The sequence below is a fragment of the Variovorax gracilis genome (assembly GCF_030317115.1).
GTDB classification, from domain to species: Bacteria; Pseudomonadota; Gammaproteobacteria; order Burkholderiales; family Burkholderiaceae_C; genus Variovorax; species Variovorax gracilis.
Genome location: NZ_JASZYF010000008.1, coordinates 32,295 through 53,967, shown reverse-complemented (window position 1 = coordinate 53,967; position 21,673 = coordinate 32,295). Strand labels below are relative to the sequence as shown.

General features: G+C 65.7%; 23 protein-coding genes and 1 pseudogene. 4 read left to right on the top strand and 20 right to left on the bottom strand.

The features are described 5' to 3' along the window. Positions 1 to 10: 10 nt before the first annotated feature. From QTH97_RS17140 to QTH97_RS17075, 14 genes are all read right to left on the bottom strand, one after another. Entirely contained in the window at positions 11 to 1,177 is a 1,167-nt protein-coding gene (locus QTH97_RS17140; protein ID WP_286569572.1) for a Gfo/Idh/MocA family protein, read from the bottom strand. A gap of 131 nt (positions 1,178 to 1,308) precedes the next feature. Beyond that, the gene (locus QTH97_RS17135) at positions 1,309 to 2,271 is read right to left on the bottom strand and encodes a substrate-binding domain-containing protein (protein ID WP_286569570.1); all 963 of its coding nucleotides are present in this window, start codon (positions 2,269 to 2,271) and stop codon (positions 1,309 to 1,311) included. A gap of 53 nt (positions 2,272 to 2,324) precedes the next feature. Continuing rightward, positions 2,325 to 3,347, bottom strand: coding sequence for an ABC transporter permease (locus QTH97_RS17130; RefSeq protein ID WP_286569569.1), 1,023 nt, complete (start codon positions 3,345 to 3,347; stop codon positions 2,325 to 2,327). Continuing rightward, positions 3,316 to 4,824, bottom strand: a complete 1,509-nt coding sequence (locus QTH97_RS17125) for a sugar ABC transporter ATP-binding protein (RefSeq protein WP_286569568.1) — start codon at positions 4,822 to 4,824, stop codon at positions 3,316 to 3,318. Before QTH97_RS17125 ends, QTH97_RS17130 begins: the two co-directional genes overlap by 32 nt. Next, on the bottom strand, positions 4,821 to 5,990 hold the full coding sequence (locus QTH97_RS17120; protein ID WP_286569822.1) for an ROK family protein: 1,170 nt from the start codon (positions 5,988 to 5,990) through the stop codon (positions 4,821 to 4,823). Before QTH97_RS17120 ends, QTH97_RS17125 begins: the two co-directional genes overlap by 4 nt. 226 nt (positions 5,991 to 6,216) lie before the next feature. Continuing rightward, the gene (locus QTH97_RS17115; RefSeq protein WP_286569566.1) at positions 6,217 to 6,636 is read right to left on the bottom strand and encodes a F0F1 ATP synthase subunit epsilon; all 420 of its coding nucleotides are present in this window, start codon (positions 6,634 to 6,636) and stop codon (positions 6,217 to 6,219) included. A gap of 9 nt (positions 6,637 to 6,645) precedes the next feature. Next, the gene (gene atpD, locus QTH97_RS17110; RefSeq protein ID WP_286569565.1) at positions 6,646 to 8,061 is read right to left on the bottom strand and encodes a F0F1 ATP synthase subunit beta; all 1,416 of its coding nucleotides are present in this window, start codon (positions 8,059 to 8,061) and stop codon (positions 6,646 to 6,648) included. Between the two features lie 43 nt (positions 8,062 to 8,104). Beyond that, positions 8,105 to 8,980, bottom strand: a complete 876-nt coding sequence (gene atpG, locus QTH97_RS17105; protein WP_286569564.1) for a F0F1 ATP synthase subunit gamma — start codon at positions 8,978 to 8,980, stop codon at positions 8,105 to 8,107. A gap of 21 nt (positions 8,981 to 9,001) precedes the next feature. Then, on the bottom strand, positions 9,002 to 10,555 hold the full coding sequence (gene atpA / locus QTH97_RS17100; protein ID WP_286569563.1) for a F0F1 ATP synthase subunit alpha: 1,554 nt from the start codon (positions 10,553 to 10,555) through the stop codon (positions 9,002 to 9,004). A 36-nt stretch (positions 10,556 to 10,591) separates the two neighbouring features. Continuing rightward, positions 10,592 to 11,125, bottom strand: coding sequence for a F0F1 ATP synthase subunit delta (locus QTH97_RS17095; protein WP_286569562.1), 534 nt, complete (start codon positions 11,123 to 11,125; stop codon positions 10,592 to 10,594). A 7-nt stretch (positions 11,126 to 11,132) separates the two neighbouring features. Continuing rightward, positions 11,133 to 11,603: a F0F1 ATP synthase subunit B gene (locus QTH97_RS17090; RefSeq protein ID WP_286569560.1), complete on the bottom strand. Its 471-nt coding sequence runs from the start codon at positions 11,601 to 11,603 to the stop codon at positions 11,133 to 11,135. An 80-nt stretch (positions 11,604 to 11,683) separates the two neighbouring features. Continuing rightward, complete coding sequence (atpE, locus tag QTH97_RS17085; protein ID WP_019657641.1) at positions 11,684 to 11,947, bottom strand: F0F1 ATP synthase subunit C; 264 nt, start codon at positions 11,945 to 11,947, stop codon at positions 11,684 to 11,686. Between the two features lie 58 nt (positions 11,948 to 12,005). Next, positions 12,006 to 12,863, bottom strand: a complete 858-nt coding sequence (gene atpB / locus QTH97_RS17080) for a F0F1 ATP synthase subunit A (protein WP_286569559.1) — start codon at positions 12,861 to 12,863, stop codon at positions 12,006 to 12,008. Between the two features lie 12 nt (positions 12,864 to 12,875). Next, a complete protein-coding gene (locus tag QTH97_RS17075) occupies positions 12,876 to 13,364 on the bottom strand; it encodes an ATP synthase subunit I (RefSeq protein WP_286569558.1) in 489 nt (162 codons plus the stop codon). 171 nt (positions 13,365 to 13,535) lie between these two features. On the opposite strand from QTH97_RS17075, the gene QTH97_RS17070 reads away from it, so the two are divergent. The 4 genes from QTH97_RS17070 to lipA are packed head-to-tail and all read left to right on the top strand — an operon-like array spanning position 13,536 to position 16,441. Continuing rightward, the gene (locus QTH97_RS17070; protein ID WP_286569557.1) at positions 13,536 to 14,441 is read left to right on the top strand and encodes an aminotransferase class IV; all 906 of its coding nucleotides are present in this window, start codon (positions 13,536 to 13,538) and stop codon (positions 14,439 to 14,441) included. Further along, positions 14,438 to 14,737, top strand: coding sequence for a YbeD family protein (locus tag QTH97_RS17065; RefSeq protein WP_286569556.1), 300 nt, complete (start codon positions 14,438 to 14,440; stop codon positions 14,735 to 14,737). The genes QTH97_RS17070 and QTH97_RS17065 overlap by 4 nt, the downstream gene beginning before the upstream one ends. Next, positions 14,734 to 15,420, top strand: coding sequence for a lipoyl(octanoyl) transferase LipB (lipB, locus tag QTH97_RS17060; protein ID WP_286569821.1), 687 nt, complete (start codon positions 14,734 to 14,736; stop codon positions 15,418 to 15,420). Before QTH97_RS17065 ends, lipB begins: the two co-directional genes overlap by 4 nt. Before the next feature lie 19 nt (positions 15,421 to 15,439). Further along, complete coding sequence (gene lipA / locus QTH97_RS17055) at positions 15,440 to 16,441, top strand: lipoyl synthase (RefSeq protein WP_286569554.1); 1,002 nt, start codon at positions 15,440 to 15,442, stop codon at positions 16,439 to 16,441. A gap of 79 nt (positions 16,442 to 16,520) precedes the next feature. Here the strand turns inward: lipA and QTH97_RS17050 are convergent, their stop codons facing one another. The 6 genes and pseudogenes from QTH97_RS17050 to QTH97_RS17030 all read right to left on the bottom strand — a co-directional run bounded on the left by QTH97_RS17050 (position 16,521) and on the right by QTH97_RS17030 (position 21,670). Beyond that, a complete protein-coding gene (locus tag QTH97_RS17050) occupies positions 16,521 to 17,003 on the bottom strand; it encodes an OmpA family protein (protein WP_286569551.1) in 483 nt (160 codons plus the stop codon). Between the two features lie 118 nt (positions 17,004 to 17,121). After that, positions 17,122 to 17,394, bottom strand: a pseudogene (locus QTH97_RS36995) (AMP-binding protein); the annotation flags it as partial. 2 nt (positions 17,395 to 17,396) lie between these two features. Beyond that, positions 17,397 to 18,743, bottom strand: coding sequence for a hypothetical protein (locus QTH97_RS17045; RefSeq protein WP_286569550.1), 1,347 nt, complete (start codon positions 18,741 to 18,743; stop codon positions 17,397 to 17,399). A 29-nt stretch (positions 18,744 to 18,772) separates the two neighbouring features. Then, positions 18,773 to 19,582 carry an outer membrane lipoprotein-sorting protein gene (locus QTH97_RS17040; protein WP_286569548.1) on the bottom strand — a complete coding sequence of 270 codons (810 nt, stop codon included), beginning with the start codon at positions 19,580 to 19,582 and terminating at the stop codon, positions 18,773 to 18,775. Continuing rightward, on the bottom strand, positions 19,575 to 20,972 hold the full coding sequence (locus QTH97_RS17035) for an ABC transporter permease (protein WP_286569546.1): 1,398 nt from the start codon (positions 20,970 to 20,972) through the stop codon (positions 19,575 to 19,577). Before QTH97_RS17035 ends, QTH97_RS17040 begins: the two co-directional genes overlap by 8 nt. After that, positions 20,966 to 21,670, bottom strand: a complete 705-nt coding sequence (locus QTH97_RS17030; protein ID WP_286569545.1) for an ABC transporter ATP-binding protein — start codon at positions 21,668 to 21,670, stop codon at positions 20,966 to 20,968. The genes QTH97_RS17035 and QTH97_RS17030 overlap by 7 nt, the downstream gene beginning before the upstream one ends. Between the last annotated feature and the right edge of the window lie 3 nt (positions 21,671 to 21,673).

Genomic DNA, 21,673 nt, shown 5'->3' with positions numbered 1-21,673 from the left:
ACGGCTCAGCTCACCACGCCGTCCACTTGGCCTCGCCGTGCGCCGACGCCACCGTGCGTTCGATGAAACGCACCCCGCGCGCGCCATCCTCCACGTGGGGATAGTCCGCGGCCAGCGCATCGGCCTGCACGCCCGAAAGCCGCGCGCGAATATCCGCCGCGACGCCGCCATAGACATTCGCGAAAGCCTCGATGAAGCCTTCCGGATGCCCGGCCGGCAACCGGCTGGCGCGCTGTGCCGCCTCGCACAGCCAGGGCGCTCCCCGCGTGAGGATGCGCTTCGGCCCATCGAGCGGAAGGTGCACCAGTTCGCTCGGCCGCTCCTGCCGCCACACGAGCGTGCCCAGCGAGCCCGAGACGCGAAGCCGCAGATCGTTCTCCAGCCCCGTATTGATCTGCGACGCAATCAGCACGCCGCGCGCCCCGCCCCGGAAGCGCAGCAGCACGCTGCCGTCGTCATCGAGTGCACGCCCGGCCACCATCGAGCTCAGGTCGGCACAAAGGCTTTCAATCTCCAGCCCCGTGACCGTTGCCACCAGGTTCTCCGCATGAGACCCGATGTCGCCAATCGCCCCTGCAGCCCCGCTGCGCGCCGGATCACTGCGCCAGGCCGCCTGCTTGTTGCCCTCGCCTTCGAGCCGCGTTGCCAGCCAGCCCTGGTTGTATTCGACAACCACCTTGCGGATCTCGCCCAGCTCGCCCGAGCGCACCATCTCCCGCGCCTGCCGAACCATCGGATACCCGGTGTAGTTGTACGTGACGCCGAACACCGTGCCCTTGCGCGCCACCGCATCCACCAGCGCATCGGCCTGATCGCCGGTATGCACCAGCGGCTTGTCGCACACGACGTGAAAGCCAGCCTCCACAAACGCATGCGCCACCGGAAAGTGCACATGGTTCGGCGTGACGATCGAAACGAAGTCGATCCGCTCATCGGCCGGCCGCTTCAGCTCGTCATCCAGCAGCGCCCGCCAGTCCCCGTGATTGCGATCGTCCGCAAGGAACAGATCGCGCCCCGAGGCTTTCGCCTTCTCAGGACTTGAGGACAGCGCACCCGCCACCAGCTCGACCTGCCCGTCAAGCGCGATCGCCTTGCGATGCACCGCGCCGATGAATGCATCCCGCCCTCCGCCAACCATGGCGTAGCGCAGCCTGCGTTGAAAAGTATCGTGAGTCATGGATATTCATGCGCCGCGAAGCGCGCGCCGTTGGTGAAACACCGCGGAACCGGCTTTGCCGGTCCGCTGGTGTTGCCCCCGGTCAGGGGGTAGGCGAAGCGACACGAAGTGCGCGCAGCCTGGGGGCGAGCTCAGAACGGACTATCGGGGTGATAGAAGCTCTTGGCGTTGTCCTTGGTGATCAGCACCGAAGGAATGATCGTCGTCGCCGGCAGCTTCTCGCCCTTCAGGCGCGCCTCGGCCGTGAGCTTGATCGCGTCGTAGATGAACTTGGGCGAATAGCTCACGTCCGCATCGATGCGCGGGTCCTTGCCGTCGATGATGGTCTTGACCATGCCCTTGGCGCCCGCGCCGCCGAAGATCACCTTGATGTCGTCGCGCTTGGCCTGCTCGACCGCCTTCAGCACGCCCACGGCCATGTCGTCGTCGGCGGCCCAGATGGCGTCGATGTTCTTGAAGCGCGTCAGGTAGTCCTGCGTGACCTTGAAGGCGTCGTCGCGGTTCCAGTTGGCGTACTTGGCATCGAGCAGCTTGATGTCGGGGTAGTTCTTGAGCACGCTGTTGAAGGCGTCCATGCGCTCGTTGTCCAGCGTGGTGGCGATGCCGCGCAGCGCGACCACGTTGCCCTTGCCGTTGAGCTTCTTCGCGATGTACTCGGCCGGGATCTTGCCGAAGGCGGTGTTGTCGCCGGCCACGTAGGCGTCCTGCGCGCTGGTGTCGGTCAGGCCGCGGTCGACCACGGTGACGTAGGTGCCCTTGGCCTTGACCTGGGCCACCGGCTTGGTGAGCGCGGCGGACTCGAAGGGGAAGATCACGAGCGCGTTGATCTTCGTCACCGTCGACAAGTCCTGCAGCTGGTTCGCCTGCTCGGGCGCGTTGGCTGCCGTCTTGATGGTGATCTTCAGGTCCTTGTGCTCTTTCTCGAGGTCCTTCTTCGCCTGGTTGGCCCAGTAGTTGATGCCGCCCATGAAGCTGTGCGTCGCCGCGGGGATCGACACGCCGAGATTCACCGGCTCGGCCGCGAGGGCCGGAAAGGCCGCGAAACTCGCGGCGGCGACGGCGCTCAGCGCCAGGCGTCGGGTGATGGAAGTCATGCTGCTTGTCTCCTTGTGGTGAATGAAATGGAACGGACGGAAACCCACACGCATCAGCGTCGCCCGCGCTGCAGGAAGGCGACGACGATGATCACGATGCCCTGCACCGCCGCGTTGAGGTACACGCTGATGATGCTGGTGAGGTTCAGGATGTTGCTGATGACCGACAGCAGGATCGCGCCGATGACGGTGCCGGTGATGCTGCCCGCGCCGCCCTTGAGCGCGGTGCCGCCGACGATCACCGCGGCGATCGCCTCCAGCTCCCACAGCAGGCCGGTGGTGGGCGATGCAGAGCCGAGCCGCGGCACGTAGAGCAAGGTCGCGATGCCGACGCAGACGCCGAGCAGCACGTAGGTGAGGATCTTCACGCCGTCCACGCCGACCGCCGCATAGCGCGCCACCTGCTCGTTCGAGCCGATGGCCTGCACGTAGCGTCCGTAGGCGGTGCGGTTGAGGATGACGCCGCCGATCACCGCGACGATGAAGAAGACCCACACCGGCACCGGAATACCCAGCAGGCTCGCGTAGTAGACCGGCGCGTAGAGGTCCGACAGCTCGTTGTCGAGCGTGAGCGCGCCGCCGTCGGCAAAGTAGGTCAGGTAGGCGCGGAAGATGCCGAGCGTGCCCAGCGTCACGATGAAGGGCTCGATGCGACCCTTGGTGATCAGCAGCCCATGCGCGAGGCCGAAGGTCGCGCCCAGCACCACGGCGAGCACCGCGCCGAGCATCACCGCCAGCAGCGGCGAACCGAGCGCCGGGCCCATGGCGTTGATGAACATGATCACGCAGCCGGCGATCAAGGCGGCCATCGAGCCCACCGACAGGTCGATGCCGCCGGAGATGATCACGAAGCACATGCCGACCGCGATGATCCCGATGAAGGCCGTGCGCGTGAGCACGTTCATCGCGTTGTCGAGCGTGGCGAAGTCGCTGTTGAGCAGCGTGCCTGCGATGCACAGCAGCACCAGGCCGATGACAGGGCCGAGGCCGTGCAGGCGCTGGAGCCAGTGCACCTTGGCTTCGCTGCGATGGGCCGCGGCGGCCTCAGGCGTGGCTGGGGGCGGTTCCGGTGGCATGAGCGATGAGCTCCTCTTCGGTTAGATGGTCGGCGTCGAGCGTCGTGACGAGGCGGCCTGCGCGCATCACCGCAACGCGGTGGCACAGGCCGATCAGTTCCATCAGTTCGGACGAGACGACGATCACGGCCAGCCCCTGGCGGGCCAGGCGCTGGATCAGGAAATAGATGTCGCGCTTGGCGCCGACGTCGACGCCGCGCGTCGGCTCGTCGAGCACCACGACCTTGGGCTGCGGCTGCAGCACCTTCGCGAGCGCCAGCTTCTGCTGGTTGCCGCCGGAGAGCGACGAGGCCTGCGCATCGAGATCGCCGGTGCGGATGCCGTAGTCCTTCACGGCCTCCGCCAGCGCGGCGCGTTCGGCATCGGGCTGGAGCCATGGCTTGGCGTAGCGTTCGAGCGCCATCAGCGTGAGGTTCTGGCGCAGGCCCAGGTGCACATGGAGGCCCTTGCCCTTGCGGTCTTCGCTGAGGTAGGTCAGGCCGTGGCGGGCGGCTTCGCGGGGGTTTTGCAATGTCACCGCGCGTCCCTGGATCTCGACCGTGCCACTCGCGGGGCGCAGGCCCAGCAGGCCTTCGAAAAGTTCGGTGCGACCCGCACCCACCAGGCCCGCGAAGCCGAGGATTTCGCCGGGGCGCACTTCGAAGCTCGCGTTGTCGGCCCAGCCGGGCACGGTGAAGTTGCGTACCTGCATCGCCGGGGCGGTGTCCGTGACGACCACGTCGCGGGGCGGATACAGGTCGGCCAGCTCGCGGCCGACCATCAGGTTCGCCATCTGGTGGCGGGTGACGTCCGACGTCAGCGCGCGCGTCACGAAGCGGCCGTCGCGCATCACGATCACCTCGTCGGTCACGCGCTCCACCTCGTCGAGCTTGTGCGAGATGTAGACGATGGTCACGCCGTCCGCGCGGAGTTGCGCGATCAGCTTGAAGAGGCGTTCGGTCTCGCCGGGCGTGAGCGTGGCGGTGGGCTCGTCCATGATCAGCAGCCGCGCATGGCGCGAGACAGCCTTGGCGATCTCGACCAGTTGCTTCTCGGCGACGATCAGTCGGCGCACCTTCGTCGTCGGATCGATGTTCAGCCCGACCTGCGCGAGCGCGGCGGCGGCGTCGCGCTCCATCGCGGCGTCGTCGAGCAGCCAGCCCTTCTTCTTTTCGTGGCCGAGGAAGATGTTCTGCGCAACGCTCAGGTCTTCGGCGAGGTTGAACTCCTGGTGGATCAGCACGATGCCCAGCGCCTCGGCATCGCGCGAGTTGGCGAACTCGTGCAGCTCGCCGTTGACCCGCAAGCTGCCGCCCGTGAGCGATTCGTAGCCCGCGAGGATCTTCATCAGCGTCGACTTGCCCGCGCCGTTTTCGCCGAGCAGTCCGTAGATGCGGCCGGGTTCGAGCGAGAAGCTCACGCCGTGCAGCACCTCGACGGGGCCGAAGGACTTCAGGACCTTGTCGAACTCGACCGAGACGGCGGCCTTGGGGCTCATGGCGCGACTCCCCGGGCCTTGAGCGTCTCCTGCATGGCCAGCACACCCGCGCCGATGAGACCGGCCTGCGCGCCGAGCGGGGTGTACTGGATCTCCAGGTGACGCGTCGACAGGGCGAGAGATCGCTGATAGACGCTCTGCCGCACAGCCGCAAGAAACAACGGCCCGATGCGCGTGATGCCGCCGCCGATGAACACATGCGACGGATTGAAGAAGTTGACGATCGACGCGAGCATCTGCCCGATCAGGCTGCCGGCACGCTGAACGATGGCGTTGGCTGCCGCATCCCCGGCACGGCTGGCCTGGCCGACATCGACCGCTTCGATACGGCCTTGCGTGCGCAGGCATTCGGCCAGCGCATCGCTCTCGCCCGCCTCGGCCGCCTGCACCGCCATCCGGGTGATGGCAGGCCCTGCCGCCATCGCCTCAACGCAGCCGAGGTTGCCGCAGTGGCAACGCGGGCCTTCCTGGTCGACGCAGATGTGGCCGACGTCGCCCGCGGACCCGGCCGCGCCGCGATAGACCTCGCCATGGCACACGATGCCGCAGCCGATGCCGGTGCCCACCTTGATCACGAGGAAGTTGGAGAGCGAGCGCTTCAGGCGCCAGAGCTCGCCGAGCGCCATCAGGTTGACGTCGTTGTCGACGAACACCGGCGCCGCGTAGTCTTCACGCAGGTAGTCGCGGATCGAGAAACTGTCCCAGGCCGGCATCAGCGGCGGGTTGACCAGTTGCCCGATCTCGAAGTTGACCGGGCCCGGCACGCCGATGCCGATGCCGATGACCTGTCTGGCATCGAAGCCAGCCCGAGCCAGAAGCTCACGGACCAGCACGCGCACGCGGGCCAAGACGACGCCGGGACCTTCGCGCACATCGGCCGGCTCGGCGTGGTGCGCGAGCACGGTCAGGTCGGGGGCGAGAACGGCCACGTCGAGGCTCGTGGCGCCGATGTCGACCCCCACCAGCGCGCCGAGGCCACCATGAAGTTGCAGGTTTTCGGGGCGACGGCCACCGGACGAGCGCTGCAATCCCGCTTCCGCGAGCAGCCCCTGTTCGACGAGGCCGGCGATCAGTGAATTGGCCTTGCTCTTGGAGAAACCGAGCTGCTCGGCCATGCCATGGCGCGACCCGCCGGCGGACCAGAAGGTGGTCTCCAGCAGTTGCATCTCGTCCGCGGTCAGTCGGCTCCAGGGGGCCAAGCGTTGTCTCCGTCGTGTTCTTCTTTGCCTTCCGCCGAGTTACCGGTCGGAGCGCAGGCGAATACTAGGGGGGGAGCTTCAGCCGAACAAGACTTAACTTCGGCCAAATTCAAGCCGAACTGACGTCAAAACAACGCGTGAATGACAAAAGCCGCCCGAAGGCGGCTTTTGTTCGAAGCTGGAGCGTTGCCGCTTACTTCTTTTGACGGTACTTGCGCAGGGCGGCGAGCTGGGCAGCCATGACGGCGAGTTCCGACTGCGCCATCGCGATGTCGATGTCCGTCTTGGCGTTCTTGAGCGCTTCCTCGGCGGCGGCCTTGGCCACGTTGGCCTTTTCGTCGTCGAGGTCCTTGCCGCGGATTGCGGTGTCGGACAGGACGGTCACCGTGTTGGGCTGCACTTCCAGGATGCCGCCGGCCACGAAGACGAATTCCTCGCCGCCGTCAGCCGTCTCGATGCGCACCGCGCCGGGGCGGATGCGCGTGATCAGCGGCGTGTGGCGCGGGTAGATGCCGAGCTCGCCGGCTTCGCCGGGGAGCGCGACGAACTTGGCCTCGCCCGAGAAGATCGACTCCTCGGCGCTGACCACGTCCACGTGAATGGTGCCTGCCATGGTGATTCCTTAAGCGACCTTCTTGGCCTTTTCGAACGCTTCGTCGATGCCGCCAACCATGTAGAACGCTTGTTCCGGCAGGTGGTCGGCTTCGCCGTTCACGATCATCTTGAAGCCGCGGATGGTCTCGGACAGCGGCACGTACTTGCCGGGCGAGCCGGTGAACACTTCGGCAACGTGGAAGGGCTGCGACAGGAAGCGCTGGATCTTCCGGGCGCGGGCCACGGCCAGCTTGTCTTCCGGTGCGAGTTCGTCCATGCCCAGAATCGCGATGATGTCGCGCAGTTCCTTGTAGCGCTGCAGCGTGCCTTGCACGGCGCGGGCCACGTTGTAGTGCTCTTCGCCGACCACCAGCGGGTCGAGCTGGCGCGAGGTCGAGTCCAGCGGGTCCACGGCGGGGTAGATACCGAGCGAAGCGATGTCACGCGACAGCACCACGGTCGAGTCCAAGTGGGCGAAGGTCGTGGCGGGCGACGGGTCGGTCAAGTCGTCGGCAGGCACATACACGGCCTGGATCGAGGTGATCGAGCCGACCTTGGTCGACGTGATCCGCTCTTGCAGACGGCCCATTTCCTCGGCCAGCGTCGGCTGGTAGCCCACGGCGGAAGGCATACGGCCCAGCAGAGCCGACACTTCGGTACCGGCCAGCGTGTAGCGGTAGATGTTGTCGACGAAGAACAGAACGTCACGGCCTTCGTCGCGGAACGACTCGGCGATGGTCAGGCCGGTCAACGCCACGCGCAGACGATTGCCCGGGGGTTCGTTCATCTGGCCGTAGACCATGGCCACCTTCGAGTCCTCGAGCTTCTCGAGGTTCACGACGCCGGAGTCGGCCATTTCGTGATAGAAGTCGTTCCCTTCGCGAGTGCGCTCACCCACGCCGGCAAACACGGACAAGCCCGAGTGCGCCTTGGCGATGTTGTTGATGAGCTCCATCATGTTCACGGTCTTGCCCACGCCGGCGCCGCCGAACAGGCCCACCTTGCCGCCCTTGGCGAACGGGCACACCAGGTCGATCACCTTGATGCCGGTTTCCAGCAGGTCTTGCGAGGGCGAGAGTTCGTCGTACTCGGGTGCCTTGCGGTGGATCGAGGCCTGGAGTTCCTGGCCCACGTCGCCGCGTTCGTCGATGGGACGACCCAGCACGTCCATGATGCGGCCCAGCGTGGCCTTGCCGACGGGCACCGTGATGGGTGCGCCGGTGTTGGTCACGATCAGGCCGCGACGCAGGCCGTCGGACGAGCCGAGCGCAATGGTGCGCACCACGCCGTCGCCGAGCTGCTGCTGCACCTCGAGGGTCAGCCCGCCGCTTTCGTACTTCAGGGCGTCGTAGATCTTGGGCATCTTGTCGCGCGGAAATTCCACGTCGACCACGGCGCCGATACATTGAACGATCTTGCCTTGAACTGCTTCTGCTTGAGCCATGTCTGCTCCGATAAAAATTTAAATCTGTTGAGGTCCGAAGGGCTCAGACGCCCGCGGCCGCCGCGGCGCCCGAAACGATCTCCGACAGCTCTTTGGTGATGCCTGCCTGCCGGGTCTTGTTGTAGACCAGCTTGAGTTCGTTGATGACGTTGCCCGCGTTGTCGGTGGCCGACTTCATCGCGACCATGCGTGCCGACTGCTCCGAAGCCATGTTCTCGGCCACGGCCTGGTACACCAGCGATTCGACGTAGCGCACCAGCAGCTCGTCGATCACGCTCTGCGCATCGGGCTCGTAGATGTAGTCCCACGAGTGCTGGCCTTTCTCGACCTTCAGCGAGTCGGCCTGCAGCGGCAGCAGTTGCTCGACCACCGATTCCTGGCGCATCGTGTTGATGAACTTGGTGTAGCAGAGGTAGACCGCGCTGAGCTTGCCTTCGGCGTACGCGTCGAGCAGCACCTTGACGGGGCCGATCAGCTTGTCGAGGTGCGGCGTGTCACCCAGCTGGGTGACATGCGAGACCACGCGCGCGCCGACGCGGTTCAGGAAACCCAGGCCCTTGTTGCCGATCGCGACTGCCTCGATGGCGACGCCAGCCGACTGCTCTTCGCGCATCTTGGTGGTCAAGGCGCGAAGCACGTTGGTGTTCATGCCGCCGCACAGGCCCTTGTCGGTCGTGACGAGGATGAAGCCCGACGCCTTGGCGTCGTGCGTCTTCATGAAGGCGTGCGTGTACTCCGGGTTCGCCTGGCCGAGATTGGCCGCGATGTTGCGGATCTTCTCGCTGTAGGGGCGGGCGGCACGCATGCGTTCCTGCGCCTTGCGCATCTTCGACGCGGCCACCATTTCCATGGCCTTGGTGATCTTCTTGGTGTTTTCCACCGATTTGATCTTGCCGCGGATTTCCTTACCAGCTGCCATTGGGGCTCCTTGCGTGGTCGATCAGGCGAACGACTTCTTGAACGACGTGACGGCTGCGGTCAGCTCGGCCTCGGCGTCCTTGTCGATGGCCTTGGCCTGTTCGATCTTGTCGAGCAGCGGGCCGTAGCTGGACTTGAGGAACTGGTGCAGGCCGTGCTCGAAGGGCAGAACCTTCTTCACGTCCAGGTCGTCCATGAAACCCTTGTTCACGGCGAACAGCGAGGCACCCATCAGCGAGATGGGCAGCGGGCTGTATTGCGCCTGCTTCAGCAGTTCGGTCACGCGGGCACCGCGGTCGAGCTGCTTGCGGGTCGCTTCGTCGAGGTCGGAAGCGAACTGCGCGAACGCAGCCAGTTCACGGTACTGCGCCAGGTCGGTACGGATTCCGCCGGACAGGCCCTTGATGACCTTGGTCTGTGCCGACGAACCCACGCGCGACACCGAGATACCGGCGTTGATGGCGGGGCGGATACCGGCGTTGAACAGGTTGGTTTCCAGGAAGATCTGGCCGTCGGTGATCGAGATCACGTTGGTCGGAACGAAGGCGGACACGTCGCCGGCTTGCGTTTCGATGATGGGCAGTGCGGTCAGCGAACCGGTCTTGCCCTTGACTTCACCCTTGGTGAAGGCTTCGACGTAGTCGGCGTTGACGCGGGCCGCGCGTTCGAGCAGACGGCTGTGGAGATAGAACACGTCGCCGGGGTAGGCTTCGCGGCCTGGCGGGCGGCGCAGCAGCAGCGAGACCTGGCGATACGCCACGGCTTGCTTGGACAGGTCGTCATAGACGATCAGCGCGTCCTGGCCGCGGTCGCGGAAGTATTCGCCCATCGTGCAGCCCGAATAGGCGCTGACGTACTGCATGGCGGCCGATTCGGAAGCGGAGGCGGCAACCACGATGGTGTATTCCATCGCGCCGGCTTGTTCCAGGGCGCGCACCACGTTCTTGATCGACGAAGCCTTCTGGCCGATCGCAACGTAGACGCAGGTCATGTTCTGACCCTTCTGGTTGATGATCGCGTCGATCGCCACGGCGGTCTTGCCGGTCTGGCGGTCGCCGATGATCAGCTCGCGCTGGCCACGGCCGATCGGCACCATCGAGTCGATGGACTTCAGGCCGGTCTGCATCGGCTGGTCGACGGACTTCCGTGCGATCACGCCGGGAGCGACCTTTTCGATCACGTCGGTCATCTTGGCGTTGACCGGACCCTTGCCGTCGATCGGCTGGCCCAGGGCGTTCACCACGCGGCCGATGAGTTCGGGGCCGACCGGCACTTCCAGGATGCGGCCCGTGCACTTGACGGTGTCGCCTTCGGAGATGTGCTCGTACTCGCCCAGAATCACGGCACCCACCGAGTCGCGTTCGAGGTTCAGCGCGAGGCCGAACGACGGCGTGCCGTCGGCGCTGGGCGGGAACTCGAGCATTTCGCCCTGCATCGCGTCCGACAGGCCGTGCACGCGCACGATGCCGTCGGTCACCGACACCACGGTGCCTTCGTTGCGGATGTTCGCGCTGACGCCGAGACCCTCGATGCGGCTCTTGATCAGTTCGGAAATTTCTGCGGGATTGAGTTGCATGACTCTTTCCTTCTTTCTTTAAGGGGGCTGACGGCCTCAGGCGGCTGCCAGCGCAACTTTCATTTGTTCAAGGCGCGCTTTGACGGAGGTGTCGAGCACCTCGTCGCCGACCACCACACGGATGCCGCCGATCAGCGACGGATCCTGCTGGACCGTGACCTGCAGCTTGCGGCCGAAGCGCTTTTCAAGCGCGGCGGCGACGGTTCCCAGCGCACTGGCATCGATGGGGAAGGCGCTGTACACCACCGCATCGGACGAGCCGCTCTGGGCGTTCGCCAGCGTGCGGAATTGCTTCGCGATTTCCGGTAGCGCGGTGAAGCGGCCGTTCTCGAGCAGTGCCGTCAGGAAGTTGTTCGCTGCGGGCGGCAGCGACGAACCATGGGCGCCGGCGATCACGCCGAGCACCTGTTCGGGCGTGGCCTTGGGGTTGTCCGCGAACTGCTGGAGCTCCGGATTGCTGGCAATGGCCGCGACTTTTTCGAGCCATGCGCCGGCACCGGCCAGGTCCGACGAAGACGCCTTGAACAGCGCCTCGGCGTAGGGACGTGCAATGGTGGCGAGTTCTGCCATGGCTTGATCAGAGTTCCGTCTGCAGGCGGGCGAGCAAATCGGCGTGGACGGCCGGATTCACTTCCTTGCGCAGGATCTGTTCAGCGCCCTTGACGGCCAATGCAGCGACCTGCTCGCGCAGTGCTTCGCGCGCCTTCAGGGCCTGCTGGTCGGCTTCCACGCGGGCGGCCGCAACGATCTTGTTGCCTTCTTCCGTGGCGCGGGCCTTGGCCTCTTCAACGATGGCCTGCGCACGACGTTCGGCATCGGCAAGACGCTGTGCGGACTCGTTGCGCGCCTGGCCGAGCTCGACTTCCACGCGCTTGTTGGCGGCGGACAGTTCGCTCTTGGCCTTGTCGGCGGCTGCGAGGCCTTCGGCGATCTTCTGGGCACGATCGTCCAGCGCCTTCGCGATCGGCGGCCACACAAACTTCATCGTGAACCCGACAAGAATCAGGAACACGATCATCTGGATGATCAGGGTACCGGTAATGCTCACTTTTCACCCTCTCTTTGGGAATGAATCCGCGGCCATTCAACGAAGAACGACATGGGTTCGACGAGAAAGCCTGGACCCGATTACTTCGGCAGGTTGGCGATTTGCGAGAGGAAGGGGTTGGCCGTTGCGAACCACAGCGCGATACCGGTACCGATAATGAACGCGGCGTCGATCAGACCAGCCAGCAGGAACATCTTGGTTTGCAGTTCGCCCATCAGCTCGGGTTGACGAGCAGCCGATTCGAGGTACTTGCTGCCCATGATGCCGATGCCGATACATGCGCCGACAGCACCCAGACCGATGATCAGGCCGGCGGCCAGTGCGACAAAGCTGATAACTTCCATGATGACTCCTAGAGGACTTTGGTTGAAGAGAAAAGAAAAACGAAAACGAACGGGATGATCAGTGGTGATCGTGCGCCTGGCCCACGTAGACCAGCGTCAACATCATGAACACGAAGGCTTGCAGCGTGATGATCAGGATGTGGAAGATGGCCCAGGCCGTGCCTGCGATGATGTGGCCCAGCGCCAGGAAGATGCCGGTGGCCGACAGGGTCCACGCGCCGCCCATGAGGGCGATCAGCAGGAAGATCAGTTCGCCGGCGTACATGTTGCCGAACAGACGCATGCCGTGCGACACGGTCTTGGCGACGAACTCGATCATCTGCATCGCGAAGTTGAAGGGGTACAGCGCCCAGTGATTGCCGAACGGCGCGGTGAAGAGTTCGTGCACCCAGCCGCCCAGGCCCTTGATCTTGATGTTGTAGTACAGGCAGATCAGCAGGACCGTGACCGAGAAGCCCATCGCGACCGAGAGGTCGGCCGTCGGCACGACGCGCAGGTACGCATGGTGCGGATCGCCGTGGATCTGGCCCCAGATGGCGGGCAGCAAATCGACGGGCAGCAAGTCCATCGCGTTGAGCAGGAAGATCCACAGGAAGATCGTCAGCGCCAGCGGAGCGACGAATTTGCGGCTCTCGGCGTTGTGGACGATGCCCTTGGCCTGCTGGTCGACGACTTCGACCAGGATTTCGACCGCAGCCTGGAAGCGCCCCGGCACGCCCGAAGTGGCCTTGCGCGCGGCCAGCCACATGAGCCAGCAGCCCAGCACGCCGAGCGCGATCGAGAAGAACAGCGAATCGAAATTGAATACGGAGAGGTCGGCGACGCCTCCGGGCTTCGAGCTTTGAAGATGCGTCAAATGGTGAACGATGTATTCACCAGCGGTCATACCGTGTTCCGCAGCGTTTTCAGCAGCCATCCGTTACTCGTCTCAAAGTTTCAGGCGCCTGGGGGCCAGCATCACCGCCACCCAAGCCGCCTTCATTGTCACCACCAAGCCCACCAGCATTGCCGGCCAGCTCAGCGCCACTACCAGCCTTGGCGCGGCGATCAGCATCGCCACCGTCAAGGCCATCTTGACCATTTCCCACAAGAAGAACCCAAACACCGCAGTGCCTGGATTCAGGGAAGAAAACCGTCCGGTCAGCCCCCGTGCGAACACCGCAGAGGGAATGACCACTGCCAGCGCGCCGTATCCGGCGGACCATCCCAGATTTTGCCTCCCTGTCAGACCCCAGGCGGCCAATGCCACCAGCAGTCCCGCTACAACCTGAATCGCGATCACGCGCCACGGCGAGATCGACGGTTTCCTGTCGCGCAGCCGTTGGGCCTCCTCGGCGGTCAACGGCTTGAAATCCTCGTCCAGGTCGGAACTGTCCTCATGGACGTCCTTCGAGGCATCGCGGGCGATTGTTTTCATTGGAATGAAGCCCGGATGACGACCCAGAATTTCTACAAAGCCATTGATTATAAGTAAAAAGCCACGACCTTCCGCCGCTTCGCGGGGTCGATCGAGGAAATGATCCTTGCGGCCCGCTGCGGAATCGCCTCCGGGTTGGAAAGTACCAGGGCGCCCCCACCATAATTCCTCATGCACCCGATCACAGATGCCCTCCCCGACTCCCTCTGCTACCTCGACGGAAGCTACGCCCCGTTACGGGATGCGAAGGTCAGCGTGCTCGATCGCGGCTTCATTTTCGGCGATGGCGTCTATGAGGTCGTGCCTGTCTACGGCGGCAGCCTGTTCTGCTTCGACGAGCACATGGGGCGGCTCGACCGTTCGCTCGCCGAACTGCAGATCAAGAACCCGCTGTCCCATGCGGCGTGGCGCGCCGTCGCCATGCGCCTGATCGATGCAGCGCCGTCCGATGTGCGTGCGGGCATGCAGGGCGTCTATATACAGGTGACGCGTGGCGTGGCGCCTCGCGACCACGCGATGCCGAAGGGCCTCACGCCGACGGTGTTCGTCATGGTCAATCCGATGAAGCCGGTGCCTGAGGCGGTGCGCGCCAAGGGCGTCACCTGCGTCAGCGCGCAGGACTTCCGCTGGCAGAAGGCGCACATCAAGAGCACCAGCCTGCTGGGCGCGGTGTTGGCGCGCCAGATCAGCATCGAGGCCGGAGCGGCCGAAACCATCATGTTCCGTGGCGACTGGCTCAGCGAGGCTTCGTCCAGCAATGTGTGGGTGGCGAAGGACGGTGCCGTATTCGGCCCTCCCAGGGACGAGCTGGTGCTGGCCGGCATTCGCTACGGGCTGATCGAACGGATCTGCGCCGACGTGGGCATCCCCTTCACGCTTCGCCGCATCGCGCGCAACGAAGTGTTCGCCGCCGACGAGCTCCTGCTGTCGTCCGCCAGCAAGGAAGTGCTGCCGGTCGTGACGCTCGACGGACAGACGATCGGCACCGGCCGCCCCGGCCCCATCTACCAGGCGCTGCATGCCGGCTATGAGCAGGCGAAGGCGCGCAGCACGCAAGACAACGGAGTCACAGCATGAGCACCCCCACCCCGCCGGATGCACCTCTCGACGCACGCAAGGATTCGCTGATCGAGTACCCCTCGAAATTCCCGATCAAGGTCATGGGCGCCAAGGTCGACGGCTTCGTGCACGCGGTGACGCTGGTCGCCGAGCAGTTCGACCCGACCTTCGACGCGACGACCATCGAGCTGCGCCCCAGCAAGGCCGGCAACTACCTGGGCGTGACGATCACCGTCACGGCCACCAGCCGCGAACAGCTCGACGACATCTACCGCGCGCTGTCGAGCCATCCGATGGTGAAGGTGGTGCTCTGACCGCTACTTGGGCGCCTGAAATCGCGCTGCTCGGCCGCGTCGACTATGCCGAGGCCTACGCGGCCATGCGGCAGTGGACGCAGGAACGCGAAGCGGACACGGCCGACGCGCTCTGGATCTGCGAGCACGGACCGGTCTACACGCAGGGCCTCGCGGGCAAGGCCGACCATGTGTTGAACCCGGGCGATATTCCGGTCGTACAGACCGACCGCGGCGGCCAGGTGACCTATCACGGCCCCGGCCAGGTGGTCGCCTACCCGCTGATCGACCTGCGGCGCGCCGGCTACTACGTGAAGGAATACGTCTACCGCATCGAGGAATCGGTGATCCGCACGCTGGCCCATTTCGGCGTCACCGGCCACCGCGTGGGCGGTGCGCCCGGCATCTACGTGCGGCTCGACGACCCCTTTTCGCACGCCTCGCTCACCGGCCCCGTGCATCCCGACGACCCGTTTCGCGGCCTCGGCAAGATCGCCGCGCTGGGCATCAAGGTCAGCCGCCATTGCACTTACCACGGCGTCGCGCTCAACGTGGCGATGGACCTGGAACCCTTCACGCGCATCAACCCTTGCGGCTACGCGGCGCTGAAAACCGTCGATCTTTCTACAATCGGCGTTCAAACAACCTGGGACGAAGCCGCGCGGGTGTTGGGCAACAAGCTCAGCGCCTACCTCGCACCTTGAGCCCCGCCAAAGAGAAGCCATGAGCACACTCCAAGTTGTCCGCGACGCCCAGAGCCCCGAGGACTACAACCCCCTCGCCAAGCAGAAGGCCGCGGCCAAGCTCTCGCGCATCCCCGTCAAGGTGGTGCAGGGCGAAGTCCTCAAGAAGCCGGAATGGATCCGCGTCAAGGCCGGTTCGCCCACGACCCGCTTCTACGAGATCAAGCAGATCCTGCGCGAAAGCAACCTGCACACCGTCTGCGAGGAAGCCTCGTGCCCGAACATCGGCGAGTGCTTCGGGAACGGCACTGCCACTTTCATGATCATGGGTGACAAGTGCACGCGGCGCTGTCCGTTCTGCGACGTCGGCCACGGACGTCCCGACCCGCTCGACAAGGACGAGCCGCTCAACCTCGCGAAGACCATCGCCAAGCTGCGCCTGAAGTACGTGGTGATCACCAGCGTGGACCGCGACGATCTGCGCGATGGCGGCAGCCAGCACTTCGTGGACTGCATCCGCAACATCCGCGAGCTCTCGCCGCTGACGCAGATCGAGATCCTGGTGCCCGACTTCCGCGGCCGCGACGACCGCGCGCTCGAGATCCTCAAGGCCGCACCGCCGGACGTGATGAACCACAACCTCGAGACCGCGCCGCGCCTCTACAAGGAAGCGCGCCCGGGCAGCGACTACCAGTTCAGCCTCAACCTTCTGAAGAAGTTCAAGGCGCTGCACCCCGGCGTGCCGACCAAGAGCGGCATCATGGTCGGCCTCGGCGAGACCGACGAAGAAATCCTGCAGGTCATGCGCGACATGCGCGCGCACGACATCGAGATGCTGACCATCGGCCAGTACCTCTCGCCCAGCAACAGCCACCTGCCGGTGCGCCGCTACGTGCATCCCGACACCTTCAGGATGTTCGAGGAAGAGGCCTACAAGATGGGGTTCAGCCACGCGGCCGTGGGCGCAATGGTGCGCAGCAGCTACCACGCGGACCAGCAGGCGCATGCGGCCGCTTCGCACGCGGCCGAGACCGGCGCCTGATCGCGTTGTTCCTGAAACGCAAAAGCCCGGGGCCGCCAAGGCGACCCCGGGCTTTTTTCTCGATGCGCGGGTCAGGCCCTTACTTGGCGCCTCGCGCGATCACCTCGACGCGACGGTTCGGCGCGTTGCAGGCCACGCGCGCGTCCTTGGGGCCGGTGGCCTTGCAGGAAACGACCGGCTCGGCGCTGCCGACACCCTCGATGGTGATGCGGTTCGCCGGAATGCCTTGCTCCGCCAGGATGCGGCTGACGGTGCGCGCACGTTGCTCGGAGAGCCTGAGATTGCTGGCAGCGGAGCCGATGGGATCGGCATGGCCGCGCACTTGCACGGCGACGGCATCCAGCGAACCCGACTTGATCTCCGATGCAACCCGGGCCAGCTCGGCGTGCCCCTCGGGCTTCAGCGCCGCGTAGTCGGACTTGCCGAATGCGAACAGCGCGTCCGAGCTCAGCGTGAAGGTCTTCGGCTCGACGGGAGCCGGTGCCACCGGGGCGGGAGGTCCTTCCTCGCAGCGCTCCGTGCCGCGGTAGTAGCGGCTGTCGATCGAGTAGGCGAGAGCCATGCTGGTCGCATTGCACGATGCGGACCTCCAGGTCGTCGATGCAGCCGCTCAGCTCGCCGTGGCGCGCCGTCGTGGTGAAAAGCAGTTGCGCCGTGCAGTCAGCCAGGATGTGGCGCAACTGATGCTGCTTGAGCTTGGGATTCAGTGGCACGGCGATGCCGCCTGCAAGCATCGCCGCCAGGACGACCGCACAGGCGTCGATGGACTTGTCCATGAAGACCGCCACGCGGCCCTTGTCACGCAAACCGAGCGCGATCATCGCCTGAGCGAAGGACTCGACCCGCTGCGCCAGCGCGGCGTAACTCAGCTCGCCGCGCTCGTCGACCAGGGCAATCTTTTCGGGGCTGCGCGCAGTGGAGGCGAACAACAAGTCCGCAATGAATTCGCTCATGACTACAGAAAGTGGGTGAAGCTGAGAAGCAAGGCCCGGCGAACGGGGTCGCTGCCATACAGGCTGTCCGCGCTACCGCCGGTGGCGAGGAACATGGCGCGCAACCGGCTGGCCGGGCTCAGCCTGTATTCGAGGGCTGTCTGGAATAGCCAGGACTGATCGTCGAGGCTCCGGTTCAGGAAGGCGCTGAAGTAGAGATCGCGGAACCCGAGTGGGTCCCACTGCGCGCGCAGGAAGACGCTGCGCTGCGACAAGGGCTCCTGCATGGCATTCGCATGGTTCCTCACGTACCACGCGATGCTGGCACCCTCGGGGCCGGACGAGCCCATGGCCAGCCACCTTCGCCACTCGGCCGAGTCGAACCCGGCCTGGTGATAGTTGAGCTGGGCGCTGAGACTCAGTTGCGAGCTGCCGGTCCACGTGACGCCGATTGCGGCATCGTTCTGCCACGACTCGCCGGGCCGCGCCTGACCCATGGCCAGGGCGCGGGACGGCAGGTCGCCGAGCGCGACGCCGCTGCGCAGCGCCTGCTGCATCAGCGAAGGGCTGCGCCCGCCGGAATATTCGAAGAAGAGCGTGGTCTGCGCGCCGATGACCTGCGTGAGGTTGGTGCCGAAGCGCCAGCCCTGCGAGTCCTTGAACGCCAACAGCTCGGGACTCCACAGCGAAGGCGCGTCGAAGGCGGCCTTGAGCAGCAGGCGATCCTCGCCATTGGTGTCCGCCAGCCGCAGCCGCTCGGAAGGCTGCTCCTCGGCGAGCCCCTTGGGGCTGGTCAGCTTCGGCGCCACTGCGAGCATTACCGCGCGCTGCGCGTCGATGCGCTGGGCGGCCAGCAAGACGGTGCCCAGGCGGTTGTTGCGTTGCACCTCGGGGTCGCGGGTGCTGTAGTCGACCGCCGAGCGCGACCTGAAATAGTCGGTCGGGTTGTAGCCGAGCGCGGCGCCATTGCGTACGTTGATGCGACCCGCCTCGATCACGTCGCGGTCGCTGGCCCGCCATTGCACGGCGGCTTCGCGCAGGTCGAACTGCTCGTCGCTCGAGGTGCCGCCGTCGCGCGTGCGCGAGATGCCGGCGCGGGCGCTCAACCGTGCGCTGAGCTCAGGGTGAAGCGGCCATTCCGCCCGGGCGTCCACGATGCCGCGCGCGATCTGGCGGCTCCGCGCCGTCGAAGCGATCGGCACCGCAGGCTGCCGCCGGTCGGCCGATTCGACGTTCAATTCGACGTAGACCGGGCCGATGCGCCGGGGCTTCAGCAAGGGTTCCTCGCCGTCCTGCAACACGGACGACGGAATGCGGTCGGCATCGTCCGCAAGCTGCCTCGCCTCAGCACCGACGTGGATTCCAAGCACGCATGCGCAGGTACTCGCCGTCAACCACTTCACGTCCGCACGGCCCCGCCGCCGTCGCGCAGCCTGGGCAGGTATTCGCGGTTGAACCAGTTGTCGGGAATCTCCTGCGCCGCGTAGCCGGTGAGCACGAGCTTGGTGGCCACGCTCTTGTCCACCTCGTCCAGGATGACGACCTCGCCGGGACGCATCTCGCCGAGTTGACGACTGAACTTCCGATAGAAGGCCACCTTGAGAGCGCGGCCACTGTCCACGAAGAAGCGTGCCTTCACCGGTCGGCAGGTATCGCGCTCGATCCAGTACTCGATGCGCAGGTAGACCGCCGACGACGATGACGCCGTCAGCTCCACTCGCCAGGTCTTGCGTTCGGCGTTGTCGGCGTCCCGGATGGACTCTTCGCCCATCATGCGCGGCGCGTAGTCGCGCCCGAAGTTCACGCTCATCACGTCGCCGTTGGCCGCTTGCCCCACGAGGCGCTGCTGGGGCGAGATCCGGATGCTGGCGGACGACGCCGGGTCATAGAACCAGAAGGCCTGGTCATCCATCAGGATGGCCTTGCCGAAATCCGCGGCGGGCTCGACATAGCGCGCCAGGTTGCGGAATCGTCCCGTGCCGGCCTCAGGCTTGGAATGCAGCACCAGGGTGGCGGCGGCCCGCGCCTGTCCGTTGCGGAATTCGGTCAGCCGCATCTGGGCGCGGAAGGATTGCTGAGGATTGCGGATCTGGTCGGCGCGCACCACCGCGCGCCGTGCGAGGTCGGCGTCCTGCGCGAGCGCGCCCGGCGGCGCGACCACGATCGGCGATGCACAAAGAGACTTCAGGAAGAGGCGGCGGCTAAACATGGCGGAGTGCATCGACGATGGGCATGCGGGATGCGCGGCGGGCGGGAAGCCACGCGGCGACGGCCGAGACGAAGATCAGCAGCAGCCAGGTGCCGCCGATCAGGACCGGGCTGCCGAACAGGTACAACTTGAAGGGCAGCACGCCCGCGGAGGTCGGCGGGCTCCAGACGAGGCCGCTGCGATTGACCACGTACACGATCAGCATCGCCAGCACCACGCCGACCGTGACGCCGAGAAGCCCCTGCAGCGCGCCTTCGAGGATGAAGAGCCCCCGCACGCTGCTGCGTTGCACGCCCAGCGCGCGCGCAGTGCCGATCTCGCTGAAGCGCTCCATCACGCTCATGCTCATCGTGTTCATGATGGTGAAGAGCACGATCGCGCCGATGACCAGCGCGACGAAGCCGAACAGGAAAGTGAAGAAGGCCTGCGTCTGCGCGTAGAGGGCATTGAGTTCGACGAAGTCGCGGACTTCGAGGTCGAGCCCGCGTTCCTTGAAGAGCCGCGTCAGCCCGGCGCGCGCGGCGGGCACGTCCTCGGTGCGCTGAAGCTGGATGTTGATTGCGGTCGCACGCGGCTCGCCCCGGCCGTACACCAGCCGCTGGGCGGTGGCGAGTTGCATGACGATCAGGTTGTCATTGAGCTCCCTGGCGCCATGGACGTCGATCCGCTCCACCGCAGCCGACATGACGTTGGGCGCCCCGCCCGCCGTCGCGGCCAGGAGTTCGATGCGCGGCGCATCCCCCGCCTGGGCGTCGTCGATGACGGCGTGCTCCCGACGGCTCAGCGCGACGAGCTCCTCGTCCTGCGGGCTCAAGACAGCGGGCTGCGTCCGGGCCGTGGGATGGCGAGGGCAGCCATCGGGGCTCGCGCCGTCGCACAGGTGCAGGATGCGGGCCATGCCCGAGCCCATGGCCACGCCGTCGTCACGCGTCAACGGCGAACTCCTCGCCTCGATGCCTTCGAGCCGATGTTGGTTCCAGGTCAGCATGCTGAGCCGGTCCGTCGGCACCACGCCCTGCCCGAAGAAAGTCTTGGAGGCACCGGCCTGGTAGTTCCCGGCCACGCCGGCAATCATCTGGACCGGCGTCGCCACTCGCAGCAGCGGCTGCATGGCGGGGTCGCTGCGGATGTCACCCATCAGCGCGTCGTAGTCCTTGATGCCGTAGGCCGCGGGGTTGCCCGCGCCATACAGGAAGTAGCCGCCCTGGAACACCGCGACGTGGCCGCTGCGCCGCACCGTCGAGGTCTGGAACTCCAGCACGACGTAGTTCATGAGCGCGCCGAGCAACAGCAACGCGGCGGCGCCCAGTGCGATGGTCATCGACGTGATGCCGGTGCGGCGTCGGTTGCGGCGCACGTTGCGCCAGGCGAGGGAGAGGTTCATCAGCATGCGGCGGGCTCCATCGGCGTCGTCGCGGGCGCTTCGCACGTCACCCGGCCGTCACTGGCATGGAGCACCTGGTGCGCGTGTCCCAGCAGCATCGGGTCGTGGGTGGAGAAGACGAAGCTGGTGCTGAAGTGCTGCTGCATGTCGCGCATCAGCGCGACGATGGCACGGCCGTTCGACGAATCGAGGTTCGCCGTCGGTTCGTCGGCCAGCACCAGGGCGGGACGCTTGACCAGCGCACGCGCGATGGCCACGCGCTGGCGCTGGCCCCCGCTGAGCTGGTTCGGACGGTGCGCTCGATGCGCGCCCAGTCCTACGGCCTCGATGAGTTCGTCGGTGCGCGCGCGCCGCTGCGCCTTGGGCATGCCGGTCTGCAGCAGCGCGTACTCGACGTTCTCGTAGGCGGTCAGTACCGGCATCAGGTTGAAGGACTGGAAGATGAATCCGATCCGCTCGGCGCGGAATCGCGTGAGTTCGCGGTCCGGCAGGAGGTTGATGTCCTGTCCCTCGATGACGACCCGGCCCCGCGTGGGCCGGTCGAGCGCGCCGATCAGGTTCAGCAAGGTGGACTTGCCGCTGCCCGATGGGCCGACGATCATGCAGAAGCTCGACGCATCCAGGCTCAGGTTCACGTCGTGCAGTGCATGGACTTCAATGTCCCCTTCCCGATACGTCTTGCAGACGCCATCCAACTCCAGCATTTG

Excerpts from the sequence above, each read along its gene's own strand:
- QTH97_RS17140 (WP_286569572.1), bottom strand. The coding sequence starts at position 1,177 with ATGACTCACGATACTTTTCAACGCAGGCTGCGCTACGCCATGGTTGGC.
- QTH97_RS17135 (WP_286569570.1), bottom strand. The coding sequence starts at position 2,271 with ATGACTTCCATCACCCGACGCCTGGCGCTGAGCGCCGTCGCCGCCGCG.
- QTH97_RS17130 (WP_286569569.1), bottom strand. The coding sequence starts at position 3,347 with ATGCCACCGGAACCGCCCCCAGCCACGCCTGAGGCCGCCGCGGCCCAT.
- QTH97_RS17125 (WP_286569568.1), bottom strand. The coding sequence starts at position 4,824 with ATGAGCCCCAAGGCCGCCGTCTCGGTCGAGTTCGACAAGGTCCTGAAG.
- QTH97_RS17120 (WP_286569822.1), bottom strand. The coding sequence starts at position 5,990 with ATGCAACTGCTGGAGACCACCTTCTGGTCCGCCGGCGGGTCGCGCCAT.
- QTH97_RS17115 (WP_286569566.1), bottom strand. The coding sequence starts at position 6,636 with ATGGCAGGCACCATTCACGTGGACGTGGTCAGCGCCGAGGAGTCGATC.
- atpD (WP_286569565.1), bottom strand. The coding sequence starts at position 8,061 with ATGGCTCAAGCAGAAGCAGTTCAAGGCAAGATCGTTCAATGTATCGGC.
- atpG (WP_286569564.1), bottom strand. The coding sequence starts at position 8,980 with ATGGCAGCTGGTAAGGAAATCCGCGGCAAGATCAAATCGGTGGAAAAC.
- atpA (WP_286569563.1), bottom strand. The coding sequence starts at position 10,555 with ATGCAACTCAATCCCGCAGAAATTTCCGAACTGATCAAGAGCCGCATC.
- QTH97_RS17095 (WP_286569562.1), bottom strand. The coding sequence starts at position 11,125 with ATGGCAGAACTCGCCACCATTGCACGTCCCTACGCCGAGGCGCTGTTC.
- atpE (WP_019657641.1), bottom strand. The coding sequence starts at position 11,947 with ATGGAAGTTATCAGCTTTGTCGCACTGGCCGCCGGCCTGATCATCGGT.
- atpB (WP_286569559.1), bottom strand. The coding sequence starts at position 12,863 with ATGGCTGCTGAAAACGCTGCGGAACACGGTATGACCGCTGGTGAATAC.
- QTH97_RS17075 (WP_286569558.1), bottom strand. The coding sequence starts at position 13,364 with ATGAAAACAATCGCCCGCGATGCCTCGAAGGACGTCCATGAGGACAGT.
- QTH97_RS17070 (WP_286569557.1), top strand. The coding sequence starts at position 13,536 with ATGCACCCGATCACAGATGCCCTCCCCGACTCCCTCTGCTACCTCGAC.
- QTH97_RS17065 (WP_286569556.1), top strand. The coding sequence starts at position 14,438 with ATGAGCACCCCCACCCCGCCGGATGCACCTCTCGACGCACGCAAGGAT.
- lipA (WP_286569554.1), top strand. The coding sequence starts at position 15,440 with ATGAGCACACTCCAAGTTGTCCGCGACGCCCAGAGCCCCGAGGACTAC.
- QTH97_RS17050 (WP_286569551.1), bottom strand. The coding sequence starts at position 17,003 with ATGGCTCTCGCCTACTCGATCGACAGCCGCTACTACCGCGGCACGGAG.
- QTH97_RS17040 (WP_286569548.1), bottom strand. The coding sequence starts at position 19,582 with ATGTTTAGCCGCCGCCTCTTCCTGAAGTCTCTTTGTGCATCGCCGATC.
- QTH97_RS17035 (WP_286569546.1), bottom strand. The coding sequence starts at position 20,972 with ATGCTGATGAACCTCTCCCTCGCCTGGCGCAACGTGCGCCGCAACCGA.
- QTH97_RS17030 (WP_286569545.1), bottom strand. The coding sequence starts at position 21,670 with ATGCTGGAGTTGGATGGCGTCTGCAAGACGTATCGGGAAGGGGACATT.